The sequence below is a fragment of the Kribbella sp. NBC_01245 genome (assembly GCF_036226525.1).
Taxonomy (GTDB): Bacteria; Actinomycetota; Actinomycetes; order Propionibacteriales; family Kribbellaceae; genus Kribbella.
In genome coordinates this window covers 2,670,480-2,695,893 of sequence record NZ_CP108487.1, presented here as the reverse complement: position 1 = coordinate 2,695,893, position 25,414 = coordinate 2,670,480, and the positions used below count along the sequence as shown (strand labels likewise).

Sequence of the window (25,414 nt, the reverse complement as noted above, 5' to 3'; positions counted from 1 at the left end):
CCGAGGGCGCAACCGGGGCCTCGTCAGGGGTTAAGCGCGACCGCTGGCGACGCGGGTACGACGGCTGAGCGAGTCGATCGTGACCGCCAGCAGCAGCACGGCCGCGGTGACCATGTAGCGAACGTTGGAATCCAGGCTTAGCAGCGCGAGCCCGTTGGTGATCGACTGGATCACCAGCACACCGAGCAGCGCGGAGTACGCCGAGCCGCGACCGCCGAAGAGGCTGGTGCCACCGATGACGGCGGCGGCGATGGCGTTCAGGTTCCAGTCGGTGCCACCGCTGCTCTGGTTCACCGCGGCGAGCCGGGAGGCGGCGAGCAGGCCGCCGACCGCTGCCAGGGTGGAACAGAGGGCGAACACTGACAGGTAGATCCCGCGCACGTTGATACCGGCCCGGCGTGCGGCCTCGACGTTGCCGCCGACCGCCACCACCGAGCGGCCCCAGCGGGTCTTGCGAAGCGCGAAGTCCATCACGACGACCAGCGCGAGGAAGAACACGAACATGGTCGACACGCCACGGTCCTGGCTGAGCACGATCACCGGGATGACCAGGACGGCGAACAGCGCTGCCGCCTTGACCAGGATGATCGAGTTCGGGCTGGCCGACAGCCCGGCCTTGATCCGGCTGCCGCGGGCGCGGACCCGGCTCAGGACGTACACCGCGACGATCGCGACGACCAGGCCGTACGCCAGCGGTGTCGGCAGGAAGCTGCGCTGCGCGAAACCGACCAGGGCCGAGTCGAACGGCAGGTTCAGCGAGCCATCCTTGCCCAGGACAAGCAGTTGCAAACCGAGGAACCCGAGCAGACCGGCCAGGGTGATCACGAAACTCGGCACCCCGAACCTGGTGTACAAGGCGCCGTACAAGAGCCCGACCAGTACGCCGACCGCGACCGCGCCGAGCACGGCCAGCGCGATCGGCCAATCCTGGTTGACGAAAGTGACCGCCATGACCGCGGCGGACAGACCGCTGACCGAACCGACGGACAGGTCGATCTCACCGAGCAGCAGCACCAGAACGATGCCGAGGGCAATCGTTCCGAGCGCGGCGCTCTGCAGGGTGAGGTTGACCAGGTTGCGGCTGGACAGGAACGAGCCGTTCGACGCCTGCAGCACGCCCCAGATGATGATCAGGCCGATCACCACCGGGATCGAGCCGAGATCGCCCGATCGCATCTTGGCGACGAACACGGCCCAGGCGCCGCCGATACCGCGGCTGGCGATCAGCCGCTCGTCCTGGAGGTCGGCCGGCAATGCGGCCGGGTCCTGTACGGCGACCACCTCGGCTGGTGATCCCTTGACCGGGGTGGTCATGACTCGAGCCCTTCCGTCTTACTGGTGGTGTCCTGGACCCGGCGCGCCGCGCGTTCCGACACGGCGTTGTCGGTCGCGCCGGTGATGGCGGCGATGATGTCCTGCGAGCTCGTGTCGGCGACGGTGAAGACGCCGTTGTTCCGGCCGAGCCGCAGCACCGCCACGCGGTCGGCGACCGCCATCACGTCGGCCATGTTGTGGCTGATCAGGATCACCCCGTGACCCCGTTCGCGGAGTCGCTCGACGAGGTTCAGCACCTCGGCGGTCTGGGCCACGCCCAGGGCCGCGGTCGGCTCGTCCAGCATCACCACCTTGGGATCGCCGAGCAGCGACCGGGCGATCGCCACCGTCTGCCGCTGGCCGCCGGAAAGGCTGGCGACCGGGATACGGACCGAGGGGATCTTCGCGGACAGCTGCTTGAGCAGCTCCCACGACGTCCGCTCCATCTCGATCTCGTCGAGAACCCTGCCCCGGAGCAGCTCGTGGCCGAGGAAGAGGTTCGCGACGACATCGAGGTTGTCGCACAGGGCGAGGTCCTGGAAGACGGTGGCGATGCCGAGTCGTTGCGCTTCGGCGGGGCTGGTCACGTGGACCTGGCGCCCGTCGAAGGTGACCGAGCCGTCGTCGGGTGTGTAAACCCCCGCGATGGTCTTGACCAGCGTCGACTTGCCGGCGCCGTTGTCGCCTACCAGGGCGAGCACCTCACCGGCCCGGACGTCCAGGTCGACGTTCTTCAGCGCCTGGACGGCGCCGAACCGTTTGGAGATGCCCTGCAGCGACAGCACCGTGCCGGTCGCGACCTGACTGGGGGTGACACTCATCGATTGTCCGGCGTGGAAACCCCGTCCTTCAGGGCGGGGAGTAAACGCCGGTCCCTCCTTTCGGTTTTTGTCGGAGGCGTCGAGTAGGTTTTGCGGTGCTGGCCAGCGATAACCAAGCGACCAGCACCAGCACCACAGTTACACCTTGCAGTGACTGCGGCCGGACGGGCCGTGGCAGCGCGGTGAGCCTTCTTGCGCAGTAAGGCACGGCTACGATCCGCGAACCTCATCTCGCTACCTTCGGGTGTTGGGGTGAAATCCCCCGCCTGCTGGCGGGGGAGGACGTCAAGAACCGAATCAGTCTCTCGGAGAGAGGAGTTACTTCAGGCCGGCAGCGGTGCAGGCGGCGGCGAAGTTCGCGGTGCAGATGTCCGTCACCTTGTAGATACCGTCCTTGACGACTGTATCGGCGATGTTCGCCTTGGTGACGGCGATCGGGTCGAGCAGCGTGGAGGGCACGCCCTGGACGTCGGTCTTCGCCTCGGGCTTCTGGCCGTTCGCCAGCGCCAGCGCGGCCTTGACGGCGTCCTCGGCCTGCGGCTTGACGGCCTTGTAGATGGTCATCGCCTGGTCGCCGGCGACGATCCGCTGGATGCCGGCGAGCTCGGCGTCCTGACCGGTGACCGGGGGAAGCGGGTTCACGCCGCCGCCCTTGAGCGCGGCGATGGCGCCACCGGCGGTGCCGTCGTTGGCCGCGTACACGCCGACGAGGCCGGACTTGATGGCGGAGAGCTGGCCCTCCATCCACGACTGGGCCTTGTCCGGGCTCCAGTCCGGGGTGTCGAACTCGGCCGCGATCTTGAAGCCGCTGCCGTCCAGCACGCTGTGCGCGCCGGCCTTGAACTGGGCCGCGTTCGGGTCGGTCGGCGCGCCGTTGATCATGGCGATGTTGCCGGAGGTCTTACCGGCCTTCTTCAGCTCGTCGACCAGGGTCTGCGCCTGCAGCTTGCCAACGGCCTCGTTCTGGAACGAGACGTAGTAGTTCGCGCCCTCGATGAAGCGGTCGTACGCCACTACCGGCACGCTCTGGCCCTTGGCGCTGTTCACGACCGCGGCGGCGGCCTTGCCGTCGACCGGGTCGAGCACCAGCACGTCCGCACCCTGAGTCAGTGCGGCCTCAGCCTGCTGCTGCTGCTTCGCCGCGTCCTGGTCGGCGTTGCTGTAGATGACCTCACAGTTCGGGCAGGACGCCTTCAGCGCGGCCTCGAACAGCGGGCGGTCCAGCGCCTCGTAGCGGGCGGTCTTCGACTCGGGCAGCAGCAGGGCGATCTTCTTGCCCTCGGCGGCCGGTTCGTCGGAGCCACAGGCGGCCAGTGAGAACACCATCGCAACGGCGGTGACGCCCAGGCCTAGCAGCCGAACGGGGGATCGTGACATGTCGTACTCCTAAAGACGTATGGGCCCGGCGGGCCATCACCCGATTAAAGAGACAACCCACCTTGGCGTCAAGAGTTGAATTCAAGAAATAGACATTAGAACGTCACGAGATCGTCACGCCCACCACCTCGGCCACCGCCCACCTCCCTCTCACCTCACCCTCCACCCCACTTTCCCGTTCATCGGGCCGTAGTGACGCGGCGTGTCGGGCTTCATCGGTCCCTTCAGACCACCTCGCCTTGCATTCATTCGTCGGAATCCGCCCTCGCCCGTCTGCTGACCTGTGCCTGTCCGCGGCGGCTGAGAGGGCGGATTCCGACGAATGAATGCCTACCGCGGCGGGATCCACCAGCGGCCTGTACGGCGTACGCGGGGTGCCGGGCGCGGGAGGTGTGCGAGGGCTAGCGGGTGGTGGCTTTGGTGTGGGCGAGGGTGGCGGCTAGGGAGAGGGCGCCGATTACGTCGGCTTCGTCGCCTAGTTCGGCGGGGCGGAGTTCTACCGTGGCGGCCGCGCTGGGGATGGCGCAGCGGTCGAGGGCTTCGCGGAGGGGGCCGAGGACGAGTTCGCCGGCTTCGGCCATTCGCCCGCCGACGACGATGACCTCGGGGTTGAACAGATTGACCAGGCCCGCGACGGCGACGCCGACCCGGCGACCCGCGTCCTCGAGCACGCGGCGGCAGCCGAGGTCGTCCGCGAGCGCACGCTTGATCACGTCGCCCAGGCGCATCGGCCCGTGCGAGGCGGCCAGCGAACTGAGCAGCGCGCGCGATCCGACGAACGTGTCGAGGCAGCCGCGGTTACCGCAGCGGCAGATCGGCCCGTTCTCGTCGATCGTGAGATGGCCGATTTCGCCCGCCGTACCGGCGCTGCCGCGGAAGATCTCGCCACCGATCACGATGCCCGCGCCCACGCCGTACGAGAACTTGATGTAGCACCCGTGCCGGACTCCGCGCAGTGCGCCGTTGCGGAGTTCGCCGAGGGCGGCCAGGTTCGCGGTGTTGTCGAGGGCGACCGGGGCGCGGAGGTAGCCGGCCATCGCGGCGGCCACGTTCACCCCGCGCCAGCCGGGCAGCACGGCGTCCGACCCGGCCTCGCCGGTGACCGAATCGACCGGCGCGGGCAGTCCGAATCCGACCGCCTCGACGTCTTCCACACCGAGCCCGGCGTCCTCGGCGAGGTCGGCCAGCAGGCGGGCGGCCCGTTCCATGCCGTCGTCGGCGACGTGGTCGGCCTGGAGCGGCATGTACTGCTGGCCGAGGATCTCGCCGGCGCCGTTCGCGATCGCCACCCGGACGTCGCGTTCGCCGAAGGCCACGCCGGCGAGCAGGCCGCCGCCGGAGGCGAGGGAGACCAGTACGGCGCGGCGGCCGTTGCGGATGCTGCGGGACAGCCCGACCGAGCCGGACCGGTCGAGCTCGCGCACCATGTTGGACACGGTCGCGGCGGACAGGCCCGAGGCCTCGGCGATCTCGACCTGGGTGAGCGGTCCGAGCTGGCGAACGACGTCCAGAACCCGCTCACGGTTGGCTTCGCGCAGCGAAGCCTGCGAGCCAGGCGCCGGACGGGTTGGGTTCATTACGTAAAGATAACGGATGTGCGCAGGTTGGTCACCGCTTCACGCTCCGCCTCGTCACCTTTCTCCCTCGTCCGGACTTGCTGCCCCATCCTGCCTGAAATCAGAGGGAAAGCGCGATAACAATCAGACACACCGCAAAACCGGCTTCCACCCCGGCGCCGAGCACGTCCCCGGTGATGCCGCCGAACGCCCGCCGAGCCCGCCGCACCACCAGCAACCCGGCCCCAACCGCCACCAACACCCCGCCACCCGCCACCAGGCCGAGCGCTTCCGGTTCCGACAGCTTCTGCTCGTACGACAGCGTTGGGGCGCTGATGACGACCAGGCCCACGGCTGCAACTAGTACGGCGAGCGTGGCGAGGGCGGCGTAGAGCGGCCGAACGGTGGCGGCGACCATGGCGCCCAGGCCGTCGGGGCGGGCCGAGGGTACGCCGGTGCGGCAGGCCCACGGGAGCGTCAAGCGGCTCGCGACCGCGGCGACCAGGATGGCCTGCCAGCCGAGACCGGCCGATACGCAGGCGGTGAGGGCAGCGACGTCGATCAGCAGTACGGCGATGATCGTGGCGACACCGAATGGGCCGACATCACCCTTCTTCATGATCGCGAGCATGGTCTCGCGGTCACGGCGGCTGCCGAGGCCGTCCGCCATGTCCGCGAGCCCGTCGAGATGCAGTGCGCCGGACAAGGCGATCAGTACGACGACACCAAGTACGGCGGCCAGCAGGGGTGCATCCGGGCGCAACTGCGATACGCCTGCGACAACCCCGGCAGCGATCCCCCCGATCACCAGCCCGACCAGCGGCGCCAGGATCATCGCCCGACCGGCGACCTTCCGGTCCACTTGTCCGGGCACCCCGGCCGGCAATACCGACAGCGTGCCGAACGCCAACCGCACCCCGTCGCCCAAAACCCCTCCAGCCCCGAATTCGTCGTACCCGTCTATCACATCTCGGCGTGCGGCCTTTGGTCACAAGAGCCCGATGAACCCCGACACGCCCCGTCACAAAGGCCCGATGAACGCTCTGGACAACCTGCAGCGCGCGGTCAGGGTTGGTAGATCACGCCGAGCTTGTCCACTCCGTCACCGGAACGCCCGGTGAAACCGACGATTTGCCATCCGGTCGGGGCGGTGTAGGTGACCTTGTCAGCCGTCGGCGTGCCGGTCGACAGCGTCCGGCCGCGGTTAGTGGTGACGACGGCCGAGAAGATCCTCGTGCGCCCGTTGTACTGGCCTCGGGTCAAGGTGATCGCGACGATGCGCTCGTCCGTGGCGAGAGTCAGCTCCGTCTCTGATCCGCCGCTTCCGCCATGTGCCAGCACGGTGCCGTTGGCCAGCGTCAGCCCGATCCGGTCAAGGCGTGCACCGCCACGCAGGCGAACGGACCGGACGCTGGTGGCCCCGGCCACCTTGTCCACATCGGTGAACGGATCCCCATGCGGGCCGCCGAACTGGTCACTCATCCGGATGCCGTCGTTGAGCGTCCAGTTGAACCGGACCAGGTGGGGATAGTGATCCGACAACGGCTTCCCAGCGCTGTCGAGGAACTTCGAGTTCTCGTTGTTGTACTGGGTCGCGGTGAGATTGATGAACCTGTTGCCGCGGTAGAGAACCTTGTCGACCACCTCACACGAGTTGGTCACCGCGGCGGGATCACACACCAGAGCAGGGCTGCCGATGGGCGGGGCCTGGCCACCGCGAATCAGCTGGACCCACGCGTCGGTCAGGCCTGCGCCCGTGGTGAGCTCGCGGATGTTGTCCTCGGTTCTGGTGTAGCGGGTATTGGTGTCGCCCATGACGATCACGGCGTTGCCGGCCGACTTGGCGGCGATGTACTGGGTGAGCTGAGTGATGTTGGCCCGTCGAGCCGCCAGGTCGGCGGTCGAGACGCCCGCGTTCGGGTGCAGGTTGTACAGATCCACGTACACGCCGTCGGCCAGCCGGATCCGGTTGAGGCTGAACCCCTTGGGCGTCAGGCAGTCCGTACCGTTGCAGCTCGACCACTTGATCCGGTTGAAGTCGTCGTACGGGAACCGGGACAAGGTGTTGAGGCCGTCGCCGAACGCGGCGCCGCCGCTCGTTGGGGTCCGGTAGGGGTGATTGTCACCCGCATAGAGGGCGGCGTGGTAGTTGAAATCCTCTTGGACGGCGACGACGTCGTAGCAGGCCAGCCGGGGACTGATCAACGGGGTGTTCTTCTCCGGGTCGCCGGACGAGATCCCGTCGGGTAGCCCGGCCACGTTGTAGGTCAGGACCGAGAAGGAGTTCACCGCTGCCTGGGCCGTTGGAGCCGTGGCGGCCAGGGCGCCGGAAGTCAGCAGAATGGCCGACAGGCCGGCCAGGATCGATCTATGCATAAGGCGTATCCCTTGTGCTCGCATCGGAAGAAACGTGAAGAATGTTCACGCTAACTTCCGTCCTCCGGTAACGCGATGTCCCGGGCGAGAACGGTGGATGGCGGCTCGGTGCAGGTTCAGAGCGCGAGGGTACGGCCGGCGGTGCACCAGAGGACGGTGGTCGCGTGATGGGCGAGCGTGGTGTTGAGGCGGCCCATCAGGTCGCGGAAGAGGCGGGTCGGCGCGTCGGCGGGGACGATGCCCGAGCCGACTTCGTTGCTTACGGCAACCACTCGGCGGCGGGTGGTGGACCAGGCTCCGACGAGGGCGTCCATTTGGCGTTCAACCTCCGTCACGCGGTCCAGAGAGGTCCAGACGTCGGCCGCGTCCATGGTGCGGGTGAGCCAGAGGGTCAGGCAGTCGATCAGCAGGGGTGGGCCGTCGGTCGCGAGCAACGGCACCAGGTCGATCGTCTCGACCGAATCCCAGGTCGACGGTCGGCGGGCCTGGTGTAGCGCGATTCGCTCGGCCCATTCGGGATCACCCTCGGCGGCATACCCCGTCGCGACGTACAGCGTGTTGGGGGTGCCGGCCAGTAGGCGTTCGGCGGCGGTGGACTTGCCGGACCGCGCTCCACCGAGCACCAACGTCCGTTCGCCCGCAATTGGCGCCGTCCACGAGACCAGCTCGCCATCAGGAGTTCGTACGTCGTACCTGACGCCGTCTGGCGTTCGCGCGGTTGTCACGGTGTAGCCGGCGACGGCGAGGTGGCCGTCAAAGCCGAGGCGGAGTACGCCGTTGACGAGGGCGCCGGCGTCGTCGGTGATGAGGTCAGCCATCGGCCTTCTCCGGGAGTGGTTCGAAGACGGGTCGTACGTCGAACGCGGCCTTGCGGGCGGTTCGGCGGAAGGCCGTCAGGATGGGCCGGCCGAAGACCAGCACCATGCCGGCGCACAACACGCCGCGCGGGATGTCCCAGCCGAGCGAGGTGGCGGCGACGAAGAGGAAGTAGCGGTGCAGGTTCTCCGCGAGGGGTTCGCCCGGGATGAACGAGAAGTCGCTGCCGAAGGTCGCGAACGGCCAGAACCACAGGTTCATGATCACGCCGTACAGCACGCCCGCGATCATCGAGTAGCCGGCAAGGATCGCGATCTCACCGCGGCCGTTTGCCCGCGGCAACAACCCGGCGAGGCAACCGACCCACGCGCAGGCCAGCATCTGGAACGGCATCCACGGGCCGACCCCACCGCTGATCAACGCCCCGGCGGCCAGCGAGATGGCGCCCAGGACGAACCCGAACCCGGCGCCGAAAACCCGTCCCGCCAGCACCAGGAGGAAGAACCCGGGCTCGAGACCGGCCGCGCCCGGGCCGAGCGCGCGCAGGGCCGCACCAACGGCCGCGAGCATGCCGAGCAGGGAGATCACCTTCGCGTCGACGCCGTTCTCGGAGAGTTCGGCGAGGACCACGGCGACGAGCAGGGGCAGCAGGAGTACGAAGAGCCAGGGCGCGTCGGTGGTGTGCCCGATCGCGCTCGCCCCGGCCTGATCGGTCGACCAGAGCAACGGCCAGCCGAAGGCCAGCAGCCCGACCACCGACGCGAGCACCAGCGTCAGCGCCGATCGCGGCCGGAAGGTGATCAAACCGGTCATGAGGCGCGGCCCAGTGCGGTCGCGACCTCGCCGACGGTCAGGAACGGCAGCGGCGCCAGGATCTTCGCGACCTGCGGAGCGAACGCGGGCGAACCGGCGATCACCGTCGCGGTCGGCCCGTCGCTGACCAACTCGCCATCGGCCAGTACCAGCACCCGGGTCGCGACCTCGGCGACCATCTCGACGTCATGGGTCGACAGCAGTACGGCGTGACCGGCGGCGGCGAGTTCACGCAGGATCGCGACGAGCCTTCGCTTGGCGCCGTAGTCGAGCCCGCGCGTCGGTTCGTCCAGCAGGACCAGCGGGGGAGCACCGCAGAGTACGACGGCCAGGGCGAGGCACAACCGCTGGCCTTCGGACAGGTCGCGCGGATGCATCTCCTCGTCGACCTCGGGGGACAGGCGTCGCAGCAATTCCCGGCACGAGCCCGCGGGTACGCCGAAGTCGCGGTCCGCGTGGGCGCATTCGTCCGCCACAGTCGCGGCGTACAGCAAGTCAGCGGGCTCTTGCGGCACCAGCCCGACCGCGCGAATCAGGTCCTTCGGCCGCGCCTTCCCCGGCGCCAGGCCTTCAACGTCGACCGAGCCGGACCGGGGTTTGACCAGGCCGACGAGGGTGTTGAGCAGAGTCGACTTGCCCGCGCCGTTACGTCCCATCAGCGCGACGACTTCGCCGGCCGCGATCTCCAGAGTCAAACCACGCAAGGCGATCGTCGCCCCATAGCCGGCGACCAGGTTGTTGCATCGGGCAAGCACCTTCCCGCCCGACGACGGCACCGGCCGAACGGGCGCCAGCGCCGAGAGGTCATTGCGCAAGGCAACCGCAGCACGCCGGGCGTCGCGGACGGACAACGGCAGCGGCGACCACCCGGCCAACCGGCCGAGCTCGACCACCGGCGGCGCGACCGGGGCCGTGGCCATCAGGGCGGCGGGATCACCGGTCGCGACGCTGGCGCTACCGCCTGGCACCTCGATGACGCGATCGGCGTACTGGATGACGCGTTCGAGCCGGTGCTCGGCCAGTACGACGGTGACGCCGAGGTCGTGCACGAGTCGTTGCAGGGCCGCGAGCACTTCCTCGGCGGCCTGCGGATCGAGCGCGGACGTCGGTTCGTCGAGCACCAGGATGGACGGATGGGCGGTCAGGGCCGCACCGATCGCCGTACGCTGCCGCTGGCCGCCGGACAGCGACGTCAACGGCCGGTCCCGTACGTCGGCCAGACCGAGCAGGTCGAGCGTCTCCTCGACCCGGCGGCGCATCACGTCGGCCGGGACACCGAGCGACTCCATGCTGTACGCCAGCTCGTCCTCGACGGTGTCGGTGACGAACCCGGCGAGCGGATCCTGGCCGACGATGCCGACGACATCCGCCAGATCGCGCGGCCGATGCAACCGGGTGTCGCGGCCGTTGACCGTCACCCGCCCGGACAACGTGCCACCGGTGAAATGCGGCACCAGCCCGTTGATCGCGCGCAGCAGCGTCGACTTGCCCGAGCCGGTCCGCCCGATCACCAAGGCCAGTTCGCCCTCGGGGATCTCGAACGAGACGTCCCGCAGGGCCGGTTCGGGCTGCCCGTCATAGGTCACCGTGACCCGGTCGAACTCGATCATGCCGGCACCGCCTCCCGTCGTACCGCAACGCTCGGCGGCGGGGCCGCGATCGCCGGCAGCAGTCCAAGCAAGATGGCAGTTGCCGGAAGCAACGGTAACGGTGGTACCACCATCGGACCAGGCAATATCAGCCCGGCCACACCGGTGCCGGCGGCAACGATCAACGCACCGCCGACCAGCGCACCGGACAACGTGACGAGCCACTCCGGCAACGCCCACGGATCCGGCCGATACCGCGTTCGCGCCACCCGGTGACGCCCGACGGCCATCGCCACGACCGCAAGCAGTACGCCGACCGCCAACGCCGTCGCCGCGACGGGCACGGACATGGAGTCGGTGAGCAACGCGTAAACGCCAAGGGCCATCCCCAGCAGCCCGAGCAGGACGAACGCGCCCGTGATCCGGCGCTGCCGCTGCGGCACCTGGGCGGTCCGGCCGTACCCGCGAGAGTCCATCGCGGCCGCGAGCTCCACCGAACGGTCGAGCGCGCCCTCCAGCACCGGCATGGCCGTGGTCCGGAACGAGCCGCGGGTCTTACCGCGCAACCTGCGGGCCGCCCGGATCCGCCGGCTGTCCGTCACCAGTTGAGGCGCGAAGGTCAACGCGACCACGCACGCGACGCCCATCTCGTAAAGCGCCCCGGGCAACGACTTGAGCAGCCGCCTGGGACTGGCCAGGGCATTCGCCGCGCCGATACAACACAGCATCACCGCGAGCTGCCCTCCGTCGTACAAGGCCGTGAGCACCGCCTCGGCGGTGACGATGCCGCCGAGCTTCACGCCGCTGGCCCAGTCCGGCAGGGGGACCTGCGGAATGGTGAACAGGATGTGGTTGCCCTGGGATCGGGTCGAGAGCAGCGCCTGCAACACGATCCGGACGGCGATGACGACCAGTCCGAGCTTCATGAATGCCACGTAGCTGTTCGCCCAGGGCGCGTCCGTACGACGGGCCGCGACGACGAATCCGGCGACCACGAGGATTAGCAGCAGCAACAAGGGATTGCGGGTACGGCTGGCGGCGACCGCGAGGCCGATCGCCCACAACCACCACGCGCCCGGGTGCAGGGCCCGGGGGAGCGCGGGATTGTGGACGGCCTTCACCTGATCAGTTTGCCGAGCGACGGCGGCTCAGCACGAGTCCACCGGTGCCGAGCAGCGCGATCACGGCCACCCCGATGACAATCGGCGTCCACGGCGTGCCGTCTTCCTCAGCGGCCGGAGCCGGAGCGGACGATCCGACGGCGGGCTTGATCTCGAGCTGGACCGGCGCGTCCGTCGCGGGAATGGTCGCGTTCTTGACCTCACCACCGCAACCGGTCGCCGGGTAGCCGTCGATCGCGCAGGTCAGGCCCTTCTCGATCCGGATCGGCGCGATCGCGGCGAGCACCTGGGCGCCGGTGGAGGCCGGAGCCGTCACCACGCAGGTCCCGGTCGCGGCCGGCGGAGTCGACTTGTCGTCCGAGTCTTCGGCCGTACCCGGGTCGATGACGACGGCAACCCGCTTCTTGCCGGTCTCGGCCGGGGTCGCTCCGCAGATCGCGTTGAAGTCCCCGGCGGCGCGAGGCATCCGCGGCTTCGCGCCACCCACGGCGTACCGCCAGCCCTCGACCGAACCGTCCTTCGGCACGATCTCGTTCGGCCCCTTGGGAGCGAAAACCCACTGCCCGTCAGCCGCCTGGTAGTAACCCCAGAAGCGGAAGTCCGCCGCCTGGGCGACGGTCGCGGTCGCACCTGCGAAGAGCAGGGCACCGAGCAACACGAGCACGATCCGGCGCACGAAGTTCATCCTTTACTAAACGAGGGAGACAGCCCCCGGATGCTACCGCCAGGTATGCCGCCTCCTTCGCTCGGACCAGGGTTACTCCTGTTGGGCGGCGAGGCTCATGGGGCCGTAGACCTCGCGGCCGTCTTCGAAGAGGCGGACCTGGGCTACGCCGGCTTCGGCCAGTTCGCGCCAGAACTCGCCGAGCCAGCTTTCGGCGTCACCCTGGGCGGAGAACTCGGCCGTGGCGAGGTCGCCCGGGTCGGCGGGTTCACCGGCGGCGGTCTCGAACCGCCAGGACCAGCTCATACCGGCCTCGTCTGGGGCGCGTTCTGGGCGGTCTTGCCCGGGTCGCGCTCGATGATGGAACCGAGCACCTCGTCGATCTGCTTCAACTGGGCCTCCTCGAGTTTCACGCCGGCCGCCTTCACGTTCTCGGTGACCTGCTCGGGACGAGAGGCGCCGATGATCGCGGAGGAGACGTTCGGGTTCTGCAGCACCCAGGTGACGGCGAGCTGGGCCAGGCTCAGGCCGGCCTCATCCGCGATCGGCTTGAGCTCCTGGACGCGCGTCAGTACGTCGTCGGTGAGGAATCGCTTGATGAAGTTCGCACCGCCGCTGGTGTCCGTAGCGCGCGAACCCTCGGGCACCGGCTGACCGGGCAGGTACTTGCCGGTGAGCACACCCTGGGCGATCGGCGAGAAGACGATCTGGCCGATGCCGAGCTCTGCCGAGGCCGGCACCACTTCACCCTCGATCACTCGCCACAACATGCTGTACTGCGGCTGGTTCGAGACGAAGGGGATGCGCAGGTCGCGGGCCAGGCGGTGGCCCTCGCGGAGCTGGTCGGCGGTCCACTCGGAGACACCGATGTACAGCGCCTTGCCGGCGCGGACGACGTCGGCGAAGGCCTCCATCGTCTCTTCCAGCGGCGTTTCGGTGTCGTAGCGGTGCGCCTGGTAGACGTCCACGTAGTCGGTCTTCAGCCGGGTCAGCGAAGCGTTGATCGACTCGTGGATGTGCTTGCGGGACAGGCCCGTGTCGTTGGGCCCGGCCGGGCCGGTCGGCCAGTAGACCTTGGTGAGGATCTCGACGGACTCGCGCCGCACGCCCTCGAGAGCCTCACCCAGCACGGCCTCGGCCTTGGTGTTCGCATAGGTGTCCGCGGTGTCGAACGTGGTGATCCCCGCGTCGAGCGCGGCCTTCACACAGGCTTTCGCCTGCTCGTTCTCCACCTGGGAGCCGTGCGTCAGCCAGTTGCCGTAGGAGATCTCACTGACCTTCAGGCCACTGTTTCCTAGATAGCGAAAGTCCATACCGCCGACCCTACGTGCTAGAGCTTCGCGCCGCGCTGCACCATCGGCTTCGGCAGCCGCCAGCGGCGCATCTGCATGGTCCGTCGGACGGCGTAGAAGCCGAGGCCCTTGGTCGGCTCGTCCGGGAACCGCGCGGCGACGGCCTTGCGCAGACCGCGGGTGAGCAGGAACCAGTCCAGCCCGATGGCCAGGATGATCGCGAGGAAGACCATGTTCACCGCGCCGGGCACCCAGGTGATACCGGACAGCAGGATGCCGGCGAACGAGAAGACCAGCAGCACGGGCAGTGCGTACTCCATCACGGACCAGCGCACGTCGACGTAGTCCCGGGCGAACCGGCGGACCTTGCCCTTGTCGGCTACAGGCAGGTACCGATCGTCACCGGTCTTCATCGCCTCCTGGACCTTGATCCGCTCGGCGCGCTGCTTCTCCCGCCGCATGGCGGTCGCCTCGCGGCGGTTCTTCGGCTTCTTCAGCCCGGTCTTCCGGGCGGCCTCGGCCTCTTTCCGGGTCGGCGTCGGACGGCCCTTGCCGCCTTCTTTCGGGGTGCGGTCGGTACTCGACGCAGGCTGCGGGGCTGTCTCGGACTTGGCTCGACGGAACACGGGGACTGATGACCTCATTCGGCTGTTCGCTATTGATAACCGGCACTCGGGGTGGTCCCCGGACGTTTCACCACTTTATCCGGGCCGGTCCTGATGGTGCCGTGACCCATCGCGACATAGGGTGGTTGACGCACGCCGGGTCCACTCGCCGGCGCAGAAGGGGTACGGATATCGATGAGCATCTTCAAGCGGATGTCGACGATCTTCAAGGCCAAGGCCAATACGGCTTTGGACAAGGCCGAAGATCCTCGCGAAACCCTTGACTACTCGTACCAGAAGCAGCTCGAACTGCTGCAGAAGGTACGGCGGGGCGTGGCCGACGTCGCCACCAGCCGTAAGCGGGTCGAGCTGCAGGCGGCCCAATTGCAGTCGCAGTCGCAGAAACTGCACGATCAGGCACAGAAGGCGCTCGGCATGGGCCGGGAGGATCTCGCTCGCGAGGCCCTCACCCGCAAGTCCGGACTGCAGGGCCAGATCGACGACCTGACCACGCAGCACGCCCAGCTCCAGGGCGAGGAGGAGAAGCTGACGCTGGCCTCCCAGCGGCTGCAGGCCAAGGTCGAGTCCTTCCGTACCAAGAAGGAGACGATCAAGGCCACCTACACCGCGGCCGAGGCGCAGACCCGGATCAACGAGGCCTTCTCCGGTATTTCCGAGGAGATGAGCGACGTCGGTCTGGCGGTTCAGCGGGCCGAGGACAAGACCCAGCAGATGCAGGCCCGTGCGGGCGCGATCGACGAGCTGCTGGCCTCCGGCGCGCTCGACGACGCCTCGGGCAGCAGCAAGGACAACATCACCCTCGAGCTGGAGCGTCTCTCGTCCAACTCGGTGGTCGAGGACGAGCTCGCCCAGCTGAAGGCCCAGCTGGCCCCGGCCGAAGCGCCCAAGCAGATCGCGACCGACCAAACCGGCCAGCCGCAGCAGCAGCAGCAGCCGGCCGCCCAGCCCCAGCAGGCCCGCCCGCAGGACGGAGTGCAGTGATGATCGTTCGCATCATGGGCGAGGGCCAGTGGAACCTTGCCGACGACAAGCTGGACCAGCTGAACGAGGTCGACGGCAAGCTGGAGCAGGCCGTTTCCGGTAATGACGAGGAGAGCTTCAAGACCTCGTTCGCCGCGTTGCTGGACCTGGTCCGTGGCGGCGAGAAGGTGCCGGACGACGTGCTGCACGACTCCGACGTGATCCTGCCGCCTGCCGACAGCACGCTGTCGGAGATGCGGGAGCTGATCAGCGGCGACGGTCTGATCGCCGGCTGACGCCGCCGCTCACACCCGCCCGGTGAACGGCACAGCATCTTCCGGTGAACGCCGGTGGATCTTCAGAAGACAACAGGCTGTAGTTGGCGCTACCCGACACACCGACACTCGTTGTACCCTTGGCCAAACCAGCGCCGAGGGGGGAACTCGGCTTGTCGGAAAACGCTGTACAGAGTGGCTGTGGGCTCTGAGGTATTCACCGGGGGGTGACTGAGGGTGACGGATCGAGCCGTCATGGGGGATGCTGTGCCTGAAATGAAGACCACCGACCTGTCGGGTGCGTCGGCTCTGCCGCCGACGCCGACGACAAGTGCGCCGATTACTCCGATCACGCCGGCCGAGTTCTTCGACCGGCGTGGTCCGGTTTGGGTTGTGCCGGACCAGGTTCCGGCGATCGTGCCGCGTTCGGCCCGGCTGACCGAGCCGCAGTGGGTCTGCGTCTATCGCTGGGCCGCGCTCGGCGGTGACCTGCTGGCCGCCGTGATGGGCGTTTCCATCGCCCTGCTGACCCGGTTCGGTTACCAGGTCGGCACCAGCTATCTGTTGTTCGGCAGCCTGCTGCCACTGGCCTGGGTGGCGGCCGTCGCGCTGTCCAAGGGCTACGAGCCGCGCTTCTTCGGCGCCGGCCCGGACGAGTTCCGGTCGATCCTGCGCTCCGGCGTCGGCCTGACCGCGGTCGTGGCCGTCGTGTCGTATGCGACCAAGAGCGAGATCGCCCGCGGTTTTGTCGTACTGGCGATTCCGGCGACCGTGGTGCTGGCGCTGCTGCTGCGGTATGGCCTCCGCAAGGACCTGAGCCGCCATCGCCAGCGCGGGCGTTGTATGCGCCGGGTGCTGGTTGTCGGCCGCAACGATCAGGCCTCCACGCTCAGCGAGCACTTGGAGAAGCGCCCGTCCGACGGGTTCCGGGTGGTCGCCGCCTGCCTGCCGAGAAACAGCAAGCCCGTCGGCGATTCGGACGAGCTGGACGAGTCGGACATCATGTCCGCCGTCGACCGCCACGACGTGGACGTGGTCGCCATCGCCTCCGATCCCGAGCTCGCCGGCCAGTCGCTGCGCCGGTTGTCCTGGGCCCTGGAACAGCGTGGCGTCGAGTTGATCGTGTCGCCGGGCATCATCGAGGTCGCCGGGCCGCGGATCTCGGTCCGCCCGGTCGCCGGCCTGTCCCTGTTGCACCTGGAGCGCCCGTCGGTCAGCGGCGGCCCGCACCTGCTGAAGAGCGTCTTCGACCGGGTCGTCGCGCTCGCGCTGGTGATCTTCTTCGCCCTGCCGCTGCTCGGTCTGGTCCTCGCGGTCAAGCTGACCAGCCGGGGCCCGGTGCTGTTCCGCCAGCGCCGCGTCGGCCGTGCCGGGGTCGAGTTCAACATGCTCAAGTTCCGCAGCATGTACGTCGATGCCGAGCAGCGCCTCGGTGATCTGCACGCGCTCAGCGACGGTAATACGGTCATGTTCAAGATGCGCGACGATCCCCGGGTGACACCGCTCGGCCGGATCATCCGGCGCTTCTCGATGGACGAGCTGCCGCAGTTGTTCAACGTGTTGCGCGGCGAGATGTCGCTGGTCGGCCCGCGTCCGCCGCTGCCGCAGGAGGTCGCGCTGTATGCGGCCGACGACACCCGGCGCATGCTGGTCAAGCCCGGTCTGACCGGGTTGTGGCAGGTCAGCGGCCGCAGCGACCTGTCGTGGGAGGAGTCGGTCCGGCTCGATCTGCGGTACGTCGACAACTGGTCGATGACGTTGGACCTGCTCATCCTCTGGAAGACGTTCCGCGCGGTCTTCTACGGCTCGGGGGCGTACTGATGCGCCTCGACCGGGACGCCCGCGTCTATGTGGCGGGCCATCGCGGCCTGGTCGGCTCAGCGGTCTGGCGGCGCCTCGAGGCCGAGGGCTTCACCCGGCTGATCGGCGCCACCTCCAAGGAGCTGGACCTCCGCGATCGCGACGCGACGATGGCGTTCTTCGCCGAGCACCGGCCGGAGGTGGTGATCGACGCGGCCGCCAAGGTCGGCGGCATCCTGGCCAACCGGGACCACCCGACCGAGTTCCTCAGCGACAACCTGCGCATCCAGGTCAACGTGATGGACGCGGCGCTCTCAACCGAGACCCCGAAGCTGTTGTTCCTGGGCTCGTCCTGCATCTATCCCAAGTTCGCCGAGCAGCCGATCCGCGAATCGAGTCTGCTCACCGGTGAGCTCGAGCCCACCAACGACGCGTATGCGATCGCCAAGATCGCCGGCATCATGCAGGTCCAAGCGGTCCGAAGGCAGTACGGCCTGCCCTGGATCTCGGCCATGCCGACCAACCTCTACGGGCCGAACGACAACTTCGACCTGACCTCGTCGCACGTGTTGCCGGCCCTGATGCGCCGGTTCCACGACGCCAAGCTCAACAACACCGCCGAAGTCGTGCTGTGGGGGACCGGCACGCCGCGGCGGGAGTTCCTGCACGTGGACGACCTGGCGAGCGCGTGCCTGTTCCTGCTGGAGCATTACGACGACCCGCAGACGATCAACGTCGGCGTCGGGACGGACGTGACCATCCGGGAGCTGGCCGAGACGATCGCGAAGGCGGTCGGCTACACCGGTGCGATCGGCACCGACCCGTCCAAACCGGACGGGACTCCGCGCAAGCTGCTCGACGTGAGCCGCCTGCGCGCGCTGGGCTGGAAGCCCGGTATCGACCTCGAGGATGGCGTGGCGAGTGTCTACGCCTGGTACCTCGAGAACAGCAGGGGGGATGCATGAAGAAGGCCTTGATCACCGGGATCACCGGTCAGGACGGGTCGTACCTGGCCGAGCTGCTGCTCGCCAAGGGATATCAGGTGCACGGCCTGATCCGCCGCGCCAGCACGTTCAACACGCACCGGATCGACCATCTGTACGAGGACCCGCACGCCGAGGACAAGCGGCTGTTCCTGCACTACGGGGACCTGACCGACGGGTCGCGCCTGGTCACGCTGCTGGCCGCGATCCAGCCCGACGAGGTCTACCACCTGGCCGCGCAGAGCCACGTCCGGGTCAGTTTCGACGAACCCGAGTACACCGGTGACACCACCGGCATGGGTACGACGCGACTGCTCGAGGCGATCCGGATGATCGGCCTGAACTGCCGGTTCTACCAGGCGAGCAGCTCCGAGATGTTCGGCGCGACGCCGCCCCCGCAGAACGAGCAGACCCCGTTCTACCCTCGTTCGCCGTACGGCGCCGCGAAGCTCTACGGGTACTGGATGACCCGGAACTACCGCGAGGCGTACGACCTGTTCGCGGTGAACGGCATCCTGTTCAACCACGAGAGCCCGCGCCGGGGCGAGACGTTCGTGACGCGCAAGATCACCCGGGCCGTCGCGCGGATCCACCTCGGCAGGGAGAAGCGCCTCTACCTGGGCAACCTGGACGCCTGCCGCGACTGGGGATACGCCCCGGAGTACGTCGAGGGCATGTGGCGGATGTTGCAGCACGATTCGCCGGACGACTACGTGGTCGCCACCGGTACGTCGTACTCGGTGAAGGACTTCGTTCAGCTGGCCTTCTCGCACGTCGGGCTCGACTGGGAAGAGTTCGTCGACTACGACGCGCGGTACGAGCGGCCGACCGAGGTGGACTCGTTGATCGGTGACGCGTCGAAGGCGCACGCGGAGCTCGGCTGGAAGGCGCAGGTGCACGTGCCGGAGCTCGTGAAGATCATGGTCGACGCCGATCTGGCCGAGATCACCCGCAAGGAGGACTGAGATGACCGGCGGCCGCGTCGACGTACTGGGGATTCACGTCAGCGTCACCACGATGGACGCGACCGTCGACACCTTCGGGCAGTGGATCGCCGCGGGGGAGCGGCACCTGGTCTGCGTGTCCGATATGAACGCGTTGCTGCATGCCCGCGCGGACGAGCAGCTCACCAAGGTCTACAACACGTCCGGCCTCACGCTGGCCGACGGAATGCCGTTGGTCTGGGCCGGCAAGATGGCCGGATTCCCAACGATGGAACGGGTTTGCGGGCCGGACCTGATCGAGCGGGTGATGTCCGAGGCGGTCGAGCGCGGCTGGTCGCAGTACTTCTACGGTGGTGCCGACGGCGTCGCCGAGCTGTTGCGCGACAACTTCACCGCGAAGCACCCGGGCCTCAAGGTGGCAGGCGTCTACTCACCGCCGTACCGGGCGTTGACCGAGGCCGAGGATGACGAGATCGTCGACCGGCTGAACGCGGCCGCACCTGACATCATCTGGGTCGGACTGGGCGCGCCGAAGCAGGAGCGCTGGATGGCGGAGCACCGTGCCAGGTTGAACGCGCCGGTGCTGATCGGTGTGGGCGCTGCGTTCGACTTCCACACCGGACGGCTCGACCGGGCTCCGCGCTGGATGCAGCGTTCGGGCCTGGAGTGGGCGTTCCGGTTGGCGAAGGAGCCGCGCCGGTTGTGGCGGCGGTATGTGCTGGGCATTCCGCGGTTCGGCCTCGGCATCCTGCTGCGCCGTCCGCGCCCGGTGCTGTCCGCCGTACCAGGGGTGAGCTCCCGCTGAAACTGCAGAAGCTGGTAGGTCCGGCGCAGCGAGCCGGCTGGGGGCTGGCCGACCAAGCGTTGTCCAGCTTGAGCAACCTCGTCGTCGGCGTGCTGGTGGCCCGCAGCAGTACGGTCGCGGAGTTCGGCGTTTACGCACTGGCCTTCGGCGGTTACACGATCGCCCTGAACATGTCCCGGGCTGTCGCCACCGAGCCGTTGGCTGTCCGCCACTCAGGCAGCCGTACGCCGGCCTGGCGCGATGCCATCCGGGCCAGTACGGCGACCGCTCTGGCCGTCGGCGTCCTGGCCATGGTCGTGGGTCTGGCCATCGCGCTCTGGCCCGGTATACCGGCGCGTGGCGTGCTGATCGCCTTCGCCGTGATGATGCCCGGGCTGTTGGTCCAGGACGCGTGGCGCTGGGCGTTCTTCGTCGTGGGCGGCGGTCGGCAGGCGTTCTTCAGCGACCTGGTCTGGCTCGTCGGGATGACCGCCATCTTCGGCCTGCTCTACGCCACCGGGATGGCGTCCGCGACGCTGCTGGTCTTCGGTTGGGGCGCAGGCGCGTTGATCGCGGCGTTCTTCGGTCGCTACCAGTCCGGCGTACGGCCGCGGCTCAGAGCCGTGAAGAGCTGGCTGCACGCGCACCGCGATCTGACCCCGAAGTACGTCGCGGAGATGGTGCTGATGAGCGGCACCGTGCAGGTCTACATGATCGGTATCACCGCGGTGACCGGGATCGCGGCCGTCACGGGTATCCGTGGCGCGCAGATCCTGATGGGCCCGGTCAACGTACTGAACCAGGGCATTCGCGCCTTCGCCGTGCCCGAGGCGGCTCGCGCGCTGAAGCATTCGACCAGAAGGTTGCGGCTCGTCGGTCTGGCGGTGACGACCTTCGTCGGGGCCGGCGCACTCGCTTGGGGAGCGGTCTTCCTGTTGTTGCCGGACGCCGTCGGCCGGGAGTTGCTCGGGGTGGCCGTCTGGGCCGAGGCCAAGCCCGTTCTGGTGCCGGTGATCCTGCTGTGGGCGTTCGGCGCGGCCAACGCGGGCGCCTTCGCGATCCTGCGGGCGACTGCCGCGGCGAATCGCGGCTTGTCGATCCGGATCGTCTCGTCGGTGCTGTTCGTGATCGCCGGAATCGGCGGGGCCGCGACCGCGGGCGCCCTGGGTGCTGCTTGGGCACTCGCGATCGCGGCCTCGGTGACGCTACTGCTGTGGTGGTGGCAGGCGGACCGCGCGGTGCGGACCGGTCATTTCACCGTGACTATGTTGGAGTAGTCACTGCGCACCGTGTTCTTGCCGTCCGTGACCTCGATCCGGTACTGCACCTTCGTGCCCGGACTCAGGCTGGTATCGGTCAGCGTGACCTTCGGCTTCCACCAGAACGTCGAGACGACCTGCTTGCTGGTCACCAGCTGGCCCACGGTCCAGCGCAGCAACCGGTAGGTCAGGATCGTGTCGTCGTTGTCGGTGGCCGCCGCGGGAATGCTCACGTCAACCCGCCTGGAGCTCGGGGTGGTGGCGGTCGGCTTGGCCGGTTTGGTCGGAACCGCGCCGTTGCCGAGCCCGGTGAAGCGGGTCAGACCCTGCTGGCCCTTGCCGTTCACCGTGGTGAAGTCACCGCCGACCCAGAGATCGGCACCGCCGGTCGCCATCGCCAACGGCCCGACCTGAGTGTCACCGGTGGCGTTGGTGTTGGGCACCCACGGGCCGATCCTGCCGGTCGTGATGCTCTGCACCAGGAGGAAGCGGTTGCCCCACGGTCCTTCGGGGAAATCGCCGTTCTTGCTGCAGTCGTGCGCGTGCGAGCCCTTGTACAACCAGCCCTTGACGTACGTGATCGCCTCGGTGGCTCCGAGGCAGTAGTTCTTCCACACCAGCTCACCCAGACCACTGACGGTGGCGGCGAAGGTGCCGTCGAAACACCCGGCGCCGTCACCCGCCGCCGCGACGTAGATCCGGTCACCGTACGTCTCGATGTCCTTGACCCGGGAGACGCAGGAGTTGGTCGGCTGGGGCATCGCGGCGGATGCCTTGAACGCCTGCAGGGTGCCCTTCGTGTTCGGGTACGGCGTGAGGCTGGCCAGGCCGTACCTGCTGGTGCCGTTGACGGTGTTGAAGTCGCCACCGATCAGCACCCGGGAACCGTTGTCGGCGACGTCGATCGCGTGCACATCGGCGTCGTCGGTCGTGGGCGTCCAGGAGAGTAGACCGCCGGTGGCGTTGTTCAGGGCGGCCAGGCGCTTGCGGGGCGCCTTAGTCTGGCCTGTCCCAGTTACGTTGTTGAAGGAGCCGCCGATGTACAGCACGTTGCCGTAGCTGGCCATCGTCTTGACCCGCCAGTCCACCTGCGTCGCGAAGCCAGGGATCAGCTTCATGGTGGTGGTGTCGATCGCGGCGATCCGGTTGTGGGCCTGGCCGTTCACGGTGGTGAAATCGCCACCGATGAACACCCGGGACCCGGTGGGCGTGGAGGTGATCGACCAGATCTGACCGCCCTCGTTGAGGATCAGGTTCATCGGGTCGAGGCCGCCACTGGTGGCATTGAAGACGGCCAGATAACTACGAGCCGTTTCGTTGGTACCGGCTGCCGCTCCTGGCGGCCGGACCCTGGTGAACTTCCCACCCACGTAGACCTTGCCCTTGGCGACGTGCACGGCCTGGACCGGTGCGTTCGTCTGCCAGGCCGCGCTGGCGAGCGCGACGAGCGGCGTGCCAGTGGCATGTGCGGTCGGTGCCTGGATGGTGCCGGCGAGCAAAAGCCCGACGGCGAGTAACCACAACTTCCTCACGATGGTTCTGTCCCTCGAGTAAGTCCCCCGTTTGGGTAGGTGGGAGGCGAACCGCCTGGCGGGGCGTGATCGCCCGCCTCCCACCGGTGACCGGTGCAATCTACCCGAGCTTCTTCGTTTCGAGCAGAGCCGAGTCTTCTTGAATGGTCAGTTGGTCTGGTAGTGCGTCAGAACCTGCTGATCGGTCAGAGCGAACGGGTACACCGCGAGCTCGTCGAACGTGCCGGACAGACCCGCGGAGAGCGGACGGTTCGGCCAGTTGGTCAGGCTGTCGTTGCCGGCTCGCCAGTAACCGCGATAGACATCCGCGGTGCCCGGCGTGGCCGCGCTCGCCACCAGCGCTCCGTCGACGTACAGCTTCATGCTGCCCGGCTCGAACGTGCCGACGACATGGCGCCACTGGTTGTTGTTGATCGCGCTGGGCGACGTGATGGTCGTCCTGACACCGTTGACGCGCATACCGAACTTGACCCGGTTGGTGCTGTCCACGTAGAGCTGGCGGTCCGAGGTCGTGCTGCTGCCGGTCAGGCCGCTGCCGAAGCCGAGAATCCGGCCACCGAGGAACGAGCTGGTCTTCACCCAGGCCTCGACCGAGACGGCCGCGTCCGAGTTCGACGGCTTCGAACCGGTGATCCGGCCCGAACTGGTGAACGACGCCGCCTTGTTGCCGTCCGCCGTACGACCGGTCTGGTTGTACGTGATGCCGGTCGACGACGAGTTGCCGGTGTTGGCGAAGCCGGACGAGTCGGCGGTGGTGAGCGAGCCCGAGGCGTCGTTGAGTCGCCAGTACAGGTTGGCCGGGTTGTCCGCGAGGACCTGACCGAAGTAGTTGGCGGTCGTGCCCGACACGATGATGTGTGCGGAGTAGTTCGACAGCACCACGTTGGCGCCGTCGCTCACCTCGACCCGGTAGATCTGGTCGGACCCGACCGGCAGACCCGTGTCGGTGTAGGTCAACTGCTCCTTACGCCACCACTCGGAGAAGCCGCTCCAGGTGTGGATCAGCTCCTTGTTGAACCCGCGGTACAGCTTGTAGGTCAGCGTGGTGTCGTCCATGTCGTACACCGTCTGGAGGTTGATCTTGACCTCACCGGGCTTCGCGCTGAAGACCTTCGGCGCAGCCGGTTTGGCCGGTGCCGCACCCGGGCCGCTGGAGATGAAGCGGGTGATGCCCGCCTGACCGGTGCCGTTGACGGTGCGGAAGTCGCCGCCGACCCAGAGGTTGCTGCCGTCGGTCGCCATCGCCAGCGGGCCGACCTCGGTGGGCGGTCCGGCGTCGGTGTTCGGCGTCCATGGGCCGATCGCGCCGGTGTTGATGTCCTGCGAGAGCAGGAAGCGGTAACCCGCGCCCTGCGGGAAGTTGCCCGCGCCCTGGTAGGCGCAGTCGTGCGCGTGCGAGCCCTTGAAGAGCCAGCCGTTCACGTACTCGATGGCCTCGGTCGCGCCCAGGCACTGGTTCTTCCACAGCAGTGCGCCGGTGTCGACGGCCGCCGCGAAAGTGCCGTCGAAGCAACCGCCACCGTCACCGGAGTTCGCGAAGAACACCTGGTTGCCGTGCGTGCTGATGTCGCGAACGCGCGAGACACACGACCCACTCGGCTGCGGAACGGCCGATCCCGCCGGGAACGGCTGCACGGCGCCGGTGTTCGGGTCGAGGCTGACGGCCGTGTTCGCGGGTGTGCCGTCCACGCTGGTGAAGGGCCCGCCGGCGAACATCTTGGTGCCGTCGTCGGACAGCGCCATCGCGTAGATCTCGTTGTTCGGAACCGGTGCCCAAGGCAACAGTGTCGCGGTGTCGGCGGTCACGGCCGCGAGCCGGAGCCGGTCGATGTTGTTGACCAGGCTGAACGAACCGCCAAGGTACACAGTGTTTCCGCGCACCTCGATCGCCTTGACCCGCCACGACGCGGACGGGCGCCATTGGTTGCTCAAGGCACCTGTTGCCGCATCGAAGGCCGCGAGCTTGCGGCGAGAGGAGCCATTGACGGTGGTGAAGTCGCCACCGACGAAGATTCTGGTGCCGTCCGCCGACGCCGCGATCGAGTGGACCGCGTCGTTCAGGACGGGGTTGAAGCCCATGTCCAGGGCTCCGGTGGCGGCGTCGAAACGCGCCAGATAGGTTCGGGCGACCTCATTGGTCCCCGCCGGCGATCCGGGCGGGCGGACCGAGGTGAATCGGCCGCCTGCGTAGACCTTGCCACCGCTGACCGCGAGGATGCGGACTTCGGCGTTGGTCTGCCAGATCGGTTGAGCAATGGCGCCCAGCGATGCTCCCGTGCTCTGCGCAGGCAGTGCCGGCAGCAATGCCACCAGTAACGCTCCGAGCACGAAAAGGCATACTTTTCTCATGCAGTAACCCCCATAAAAGAGCGCGGCACCCCACCGCGCTTGCCCACCCCGAGATTTCCCCCAGCCGAATCAGAGCACGCAGCGTGATGGTCCGCAAGGTCAAAGGCTCAATTAGTTGCCGATATGCTATGGAACTCGCAGTCTTGGTAACCATTCGTAGTCG

At 68.0% G+C, this 25,414-nt stretch carries 23 protein-coding genes; 7 read left to right on the top strand and 16 right to left on the bottom strand.

Going from position 1 to position 25,414, the window contains the following annotated elements; genetic code table 11:
- Positions 1 to 30: 30 nt before the first annotated feature.
- The 14 genes from OG394_RS11830 to OG394_RS11765 form a co-directional block, all read right to left on the bottom strand.
- Positions 31 to 1,314, bottom strand: coding sequence for a sugar ABC transporter permease (locus OG394_RS11830; protein WP_328995252.1), 1,284 nt, complete (start codon positions 1,312 to 1,314; stop codon positions 31 to 33).
- A complete protein-coding gene (locus OG394_RS11825; RefSeq protein ID WP_328995250.1) occupies positions 1,311 to 2,135 on the bottom strand; it encodes an ATP-binding cassette domain-containing protein in 825 nt (274 codons plus the stop codon). Before OG394_RS11825 ends, OG394_RS11830 begins: the two co-directional genes overlap by 4 nt.
- Before the next feature lie 318 nt (positions 2,136 to 2,453).
- Positions 2,454 to 3,512: an ABC transporter substrate-binding protein gene (locus OG394_RS11820; protein WP_328995248.1), complete on the bottom strand. Its 1,059-nt coding sequence runs from the start codon at positions 3,510 to 3,512 to the stop codon at positions 2,454 to 2,456.
- Between the two features lie 401 nt (positions 3,513 to 3,913).
- Positions 3,914 to 5,089: an ROK family transcriptional regulator gene (locus tag OG394_RS11815; protein ID WP_328995247.1), complete on the bottom strand. Its 1,176-nt coding sequence runs from the start codon at positions 5,087 to 5,089 to the stop codon at positions 3,914 to 3,916.
- Positions 5,090 to 5,189: 100 nt separating this feature from the next.
- Entirely contained in the window at positions 5,190 to 5,996 is an 807-nt protein-coding gene (locus OG394_RS11810; RefSeq protein WP_328995246.1) for an adenosylcobinamide-GDP ribazoletransferase, read from the bottom strand.
- A 137-nt stretch (positions 5,997 to 6,133) separates the two neighbouring features.
- On the bottom strand, positions 6,134 to 7,444 hold the full coding sequence (locus OG394_RS11805) for a jacalin-like lectin (protein WP_328995245.1): 1,311 nt from the start codon (positions 7,442 to 7,444) through the stop codon (positions 6,134 to 6,136).
- A 116-nt stretch (positions 7,445 to 7,560) separates the two neighbouring features.
- Positions 7,561 to 8,262 carry a bifunctional adenosylcobinamide kinase/adenosylcobinamide-phosphate guanylyltransferase gene (locus tag OG394_RS11800; RefSeq protein WP_328995244.1) on the bottom strand — a complete coding sequence of 234 codons (702 nt, stop codon included), beginning with the start codon at positions 8,260 to 8,262 and terminating at the stop codon, positions 7,561 to 7,563.
- Entirely contained in the window at positions 8,255 to 9,073 is an 819-nt protein-coding gene (locus OG394_RS11795) for an ECF transporter S component (protein ID WP_328995243.1), read from the bottom strand. The genes OG394_RS11800 and OG394_RS11795 overlap by 8 nt, the downstream gene beginning before the upstream one ends.
- Positions 9,070 to 10,683 carry an ABC transporter ATP-binding protein gene (locus OG394_RS11790; RefSeq protein WP_328995242.1) on the bottom strand — a complete coding sequence of 538 codons (1,614 nt, stop codon included), beginning with the start codon at positions 10,681 to 10,683 and terminating at the stop codon, positions 9,070 to 9,072. The genes OG394_RS11795 and OG394_RS11790 overlap by 4 nt, the downstream gene beginning before the upstream one ends.
- Entirely contained in the window at positions 10,680 to 11,783 is a 1,104-nt protein-coding gene (locus tag OG394_RS11785) for a CbiQ family ECF transporter T component (RefSeq protein WP_328995241.1), read from the bottom strand. Before OG394_RS11785 ends, OG394_RS11790 begins: the two co-directional genes overlap by 4 nt.
- A 4-nt stretch (positions 11,784 to 11,787) precedes the next feature.
- Positions 11,788 to 12,459 carry an SCO2322 family protein gene (locus OG394_RS11780; protein WP_328995240.1) on the bottom strand — a complete coding sequence of 224 codons (672 nt, stop codon included), beginning with the start codon at positions 12,457 to 12,459 and terminating at the stop codon, positions 11,788 to 11,790.
- Between the two features lie 81 nt (positions 12,460 to 12,540).
- Complete coding sequence (locus OG394_RS11775) at positions 12,541 to 12,753, bottom strand: hypothetical protein (protein WP_328995239.1); 213 nt, start codon at positions 12,751 to 12,753, stop codon at positions 12,541 to 12,543.
- Positions 12,750 to 13,760: an aldo/keto reductase family protein gene (locus tag OG394_RS11770; protein ID WP_328995238.1), complete on the bottom strand. Its 1,011-nt coding sequence runs from the start codon at positions 13,758 to 13,760 to the stop codon at positions 12,750 to 12,752. Before OG394_RS11770 ends, OG394_RS11775 begins: the two co-directional genes overlap by 4 nt.
- Before the next feature lie 17 nt (positions 13,761 to 13,777).
- Positions 13,778 to 14,365 carry a DUF3043 domain-containing protein gene (locus OG394_RS11765; RefSeq protein WP_328995237.1) on the bottom strand — a complete coding sequence of 196 codons (588 nt, stop codon included), beginning with the start codon at positions 14,363 to 14,365 and terminating at the stop codon, positions 13,778 to 13,780.
- A 174-nt stretch (positions 14,366 to 14,539) separates the two neighbouring features.
- Between OG394_RS11765 and OG394_RS11760 the strand changes: the two genes are divergently transcribed.
- The 7 genes from OG394_RS11760 to OG394_RS11730 all read left to right on the top strand — a co-directional run bounded on the left by OG394_RS11760 (position 14,540) and on the right by OG394_RS11730 (position 21,388).
- Complete coding sequence (locus OG394_RS11760) at positions 14,540 to 15,346, top strand: PspA/IM30 family protein (protein ID WP_328995236.1); 807 nt, start codon at positions 14,540 to 14,542, stop codon at positions 15,344 to 15,346.
- A complete protein-coding gene (gene pspAA / locus OG394_RS11755) occupies positions 15,346 to 15,621 on the top strand; it encodes a PspA-associated protein PspAA (protein ID WP_328995235.1) in 276 nt (91 codons plus the stop codon). The genes OG394_RS11760 and pspAA overlap by 1 nt, the downstream gene beginning before the upstream one ends.
- Before the next feature lie 255 nt (positions 15,622 to 15,876).
- Positions 15,877 to 17,421 carry a sugar transferase gene (locus tag OG394_RS11750; RefSeq protein ID WP_328995234.1) on the top strand — a complete coding sequence of 515 codons (1,545 nt, stop codon included), beginning with the start codon at positions 15,877 to 15,879 and terminating at the stop codon, positions 17,419 to 17,421.
- Positions 17,421 to 18,365, top strand: a complete 945-nt coding sequence (locus OG394_RS11745; protein ID WP_328995232.1) for a GDP-L-fucose synthase family protein — start codon at positions 17,421 to 17,423, stop codon at positions 18,363 to 18,365. The genes OG394_RS11750 and OG394_RS11745 overlap by 1 nt, the downstream gene beginning before the upstream one ends.
- Positions 18,362 to 19,348: a GDP-mannose 4,6-dehydratase gene (gene gmd, locus OG394_RS11740; protein WP_328995231.1), complete on the top strand. Its 987-nt coding sequence runs from the start codon at positions 18,362 to 18,364 to the stop codon at positions 19,346 to 19,348. Before OG394_RS11745 ends, gmd begins: the two co-directional genes overlap by 4 nt.
- Before the next feature lies 1 nt (position 19,349).
- On the top strand, positions 19,350 to 20,132 hold the full coding sequence (locus OG394_RS11735) for a WecB/TagA/CpsF family glycosyltransferase (protein WP_328995230.1): 783 nt from the start codon (positions 19,350 to 19,352) through the stop codon (positions 20,130 to 20,132).
- Positions 20,133 to 20,200: 68 nt separating this feature from the next.
- Positions 20,201 to 21,388 carry a hypothetical protein gene (locus OG394_RS11730; protein ID WP_328995229.1) on the top strand — a complete coding sequence of 396 codons (1,188 nt, stop codon included), beginning with the start codon at positions 20,201 to 20,203 and terminating at the stop codon, positions 21,386 to 21,388.
- Here OG394_RS11730 and OG394_RS11725 read toward each other — a convergent pair.
- Positions 21,361 to 22,902 carry a fibronectin type III domain-containing protein gene (locus OG394_RS11725; protein WP_328995227.1) on the bottom strand — a complete coding sequence of 514 codons (1,542 nt, stop codon included), beginning with the start codon at positions 22,900 to 22,902 and terminating at the stop codon, positions 21,361 to 21,363. The two genes, OG394_RS11730 and OG394_RS11725, sit on opposite strands and share 28 nt — an antisense overlap.
- Positions 22,903 to 23,049: 147 nt before the next feature.
- Positions 23,050 to 25,251, bottom strand: a complete 2,202-nt coding sequence (locus OG394_RS11720) for a LamG-like jellyroll fold domain-containing protein (protein WP_328995226.1) — start codon at positions 25,249 to 25,251, stop codon at positions 23,050 to 23,052.
- Positions 25,252 to 25,414 lie beyond the last annotated feature (163 nt).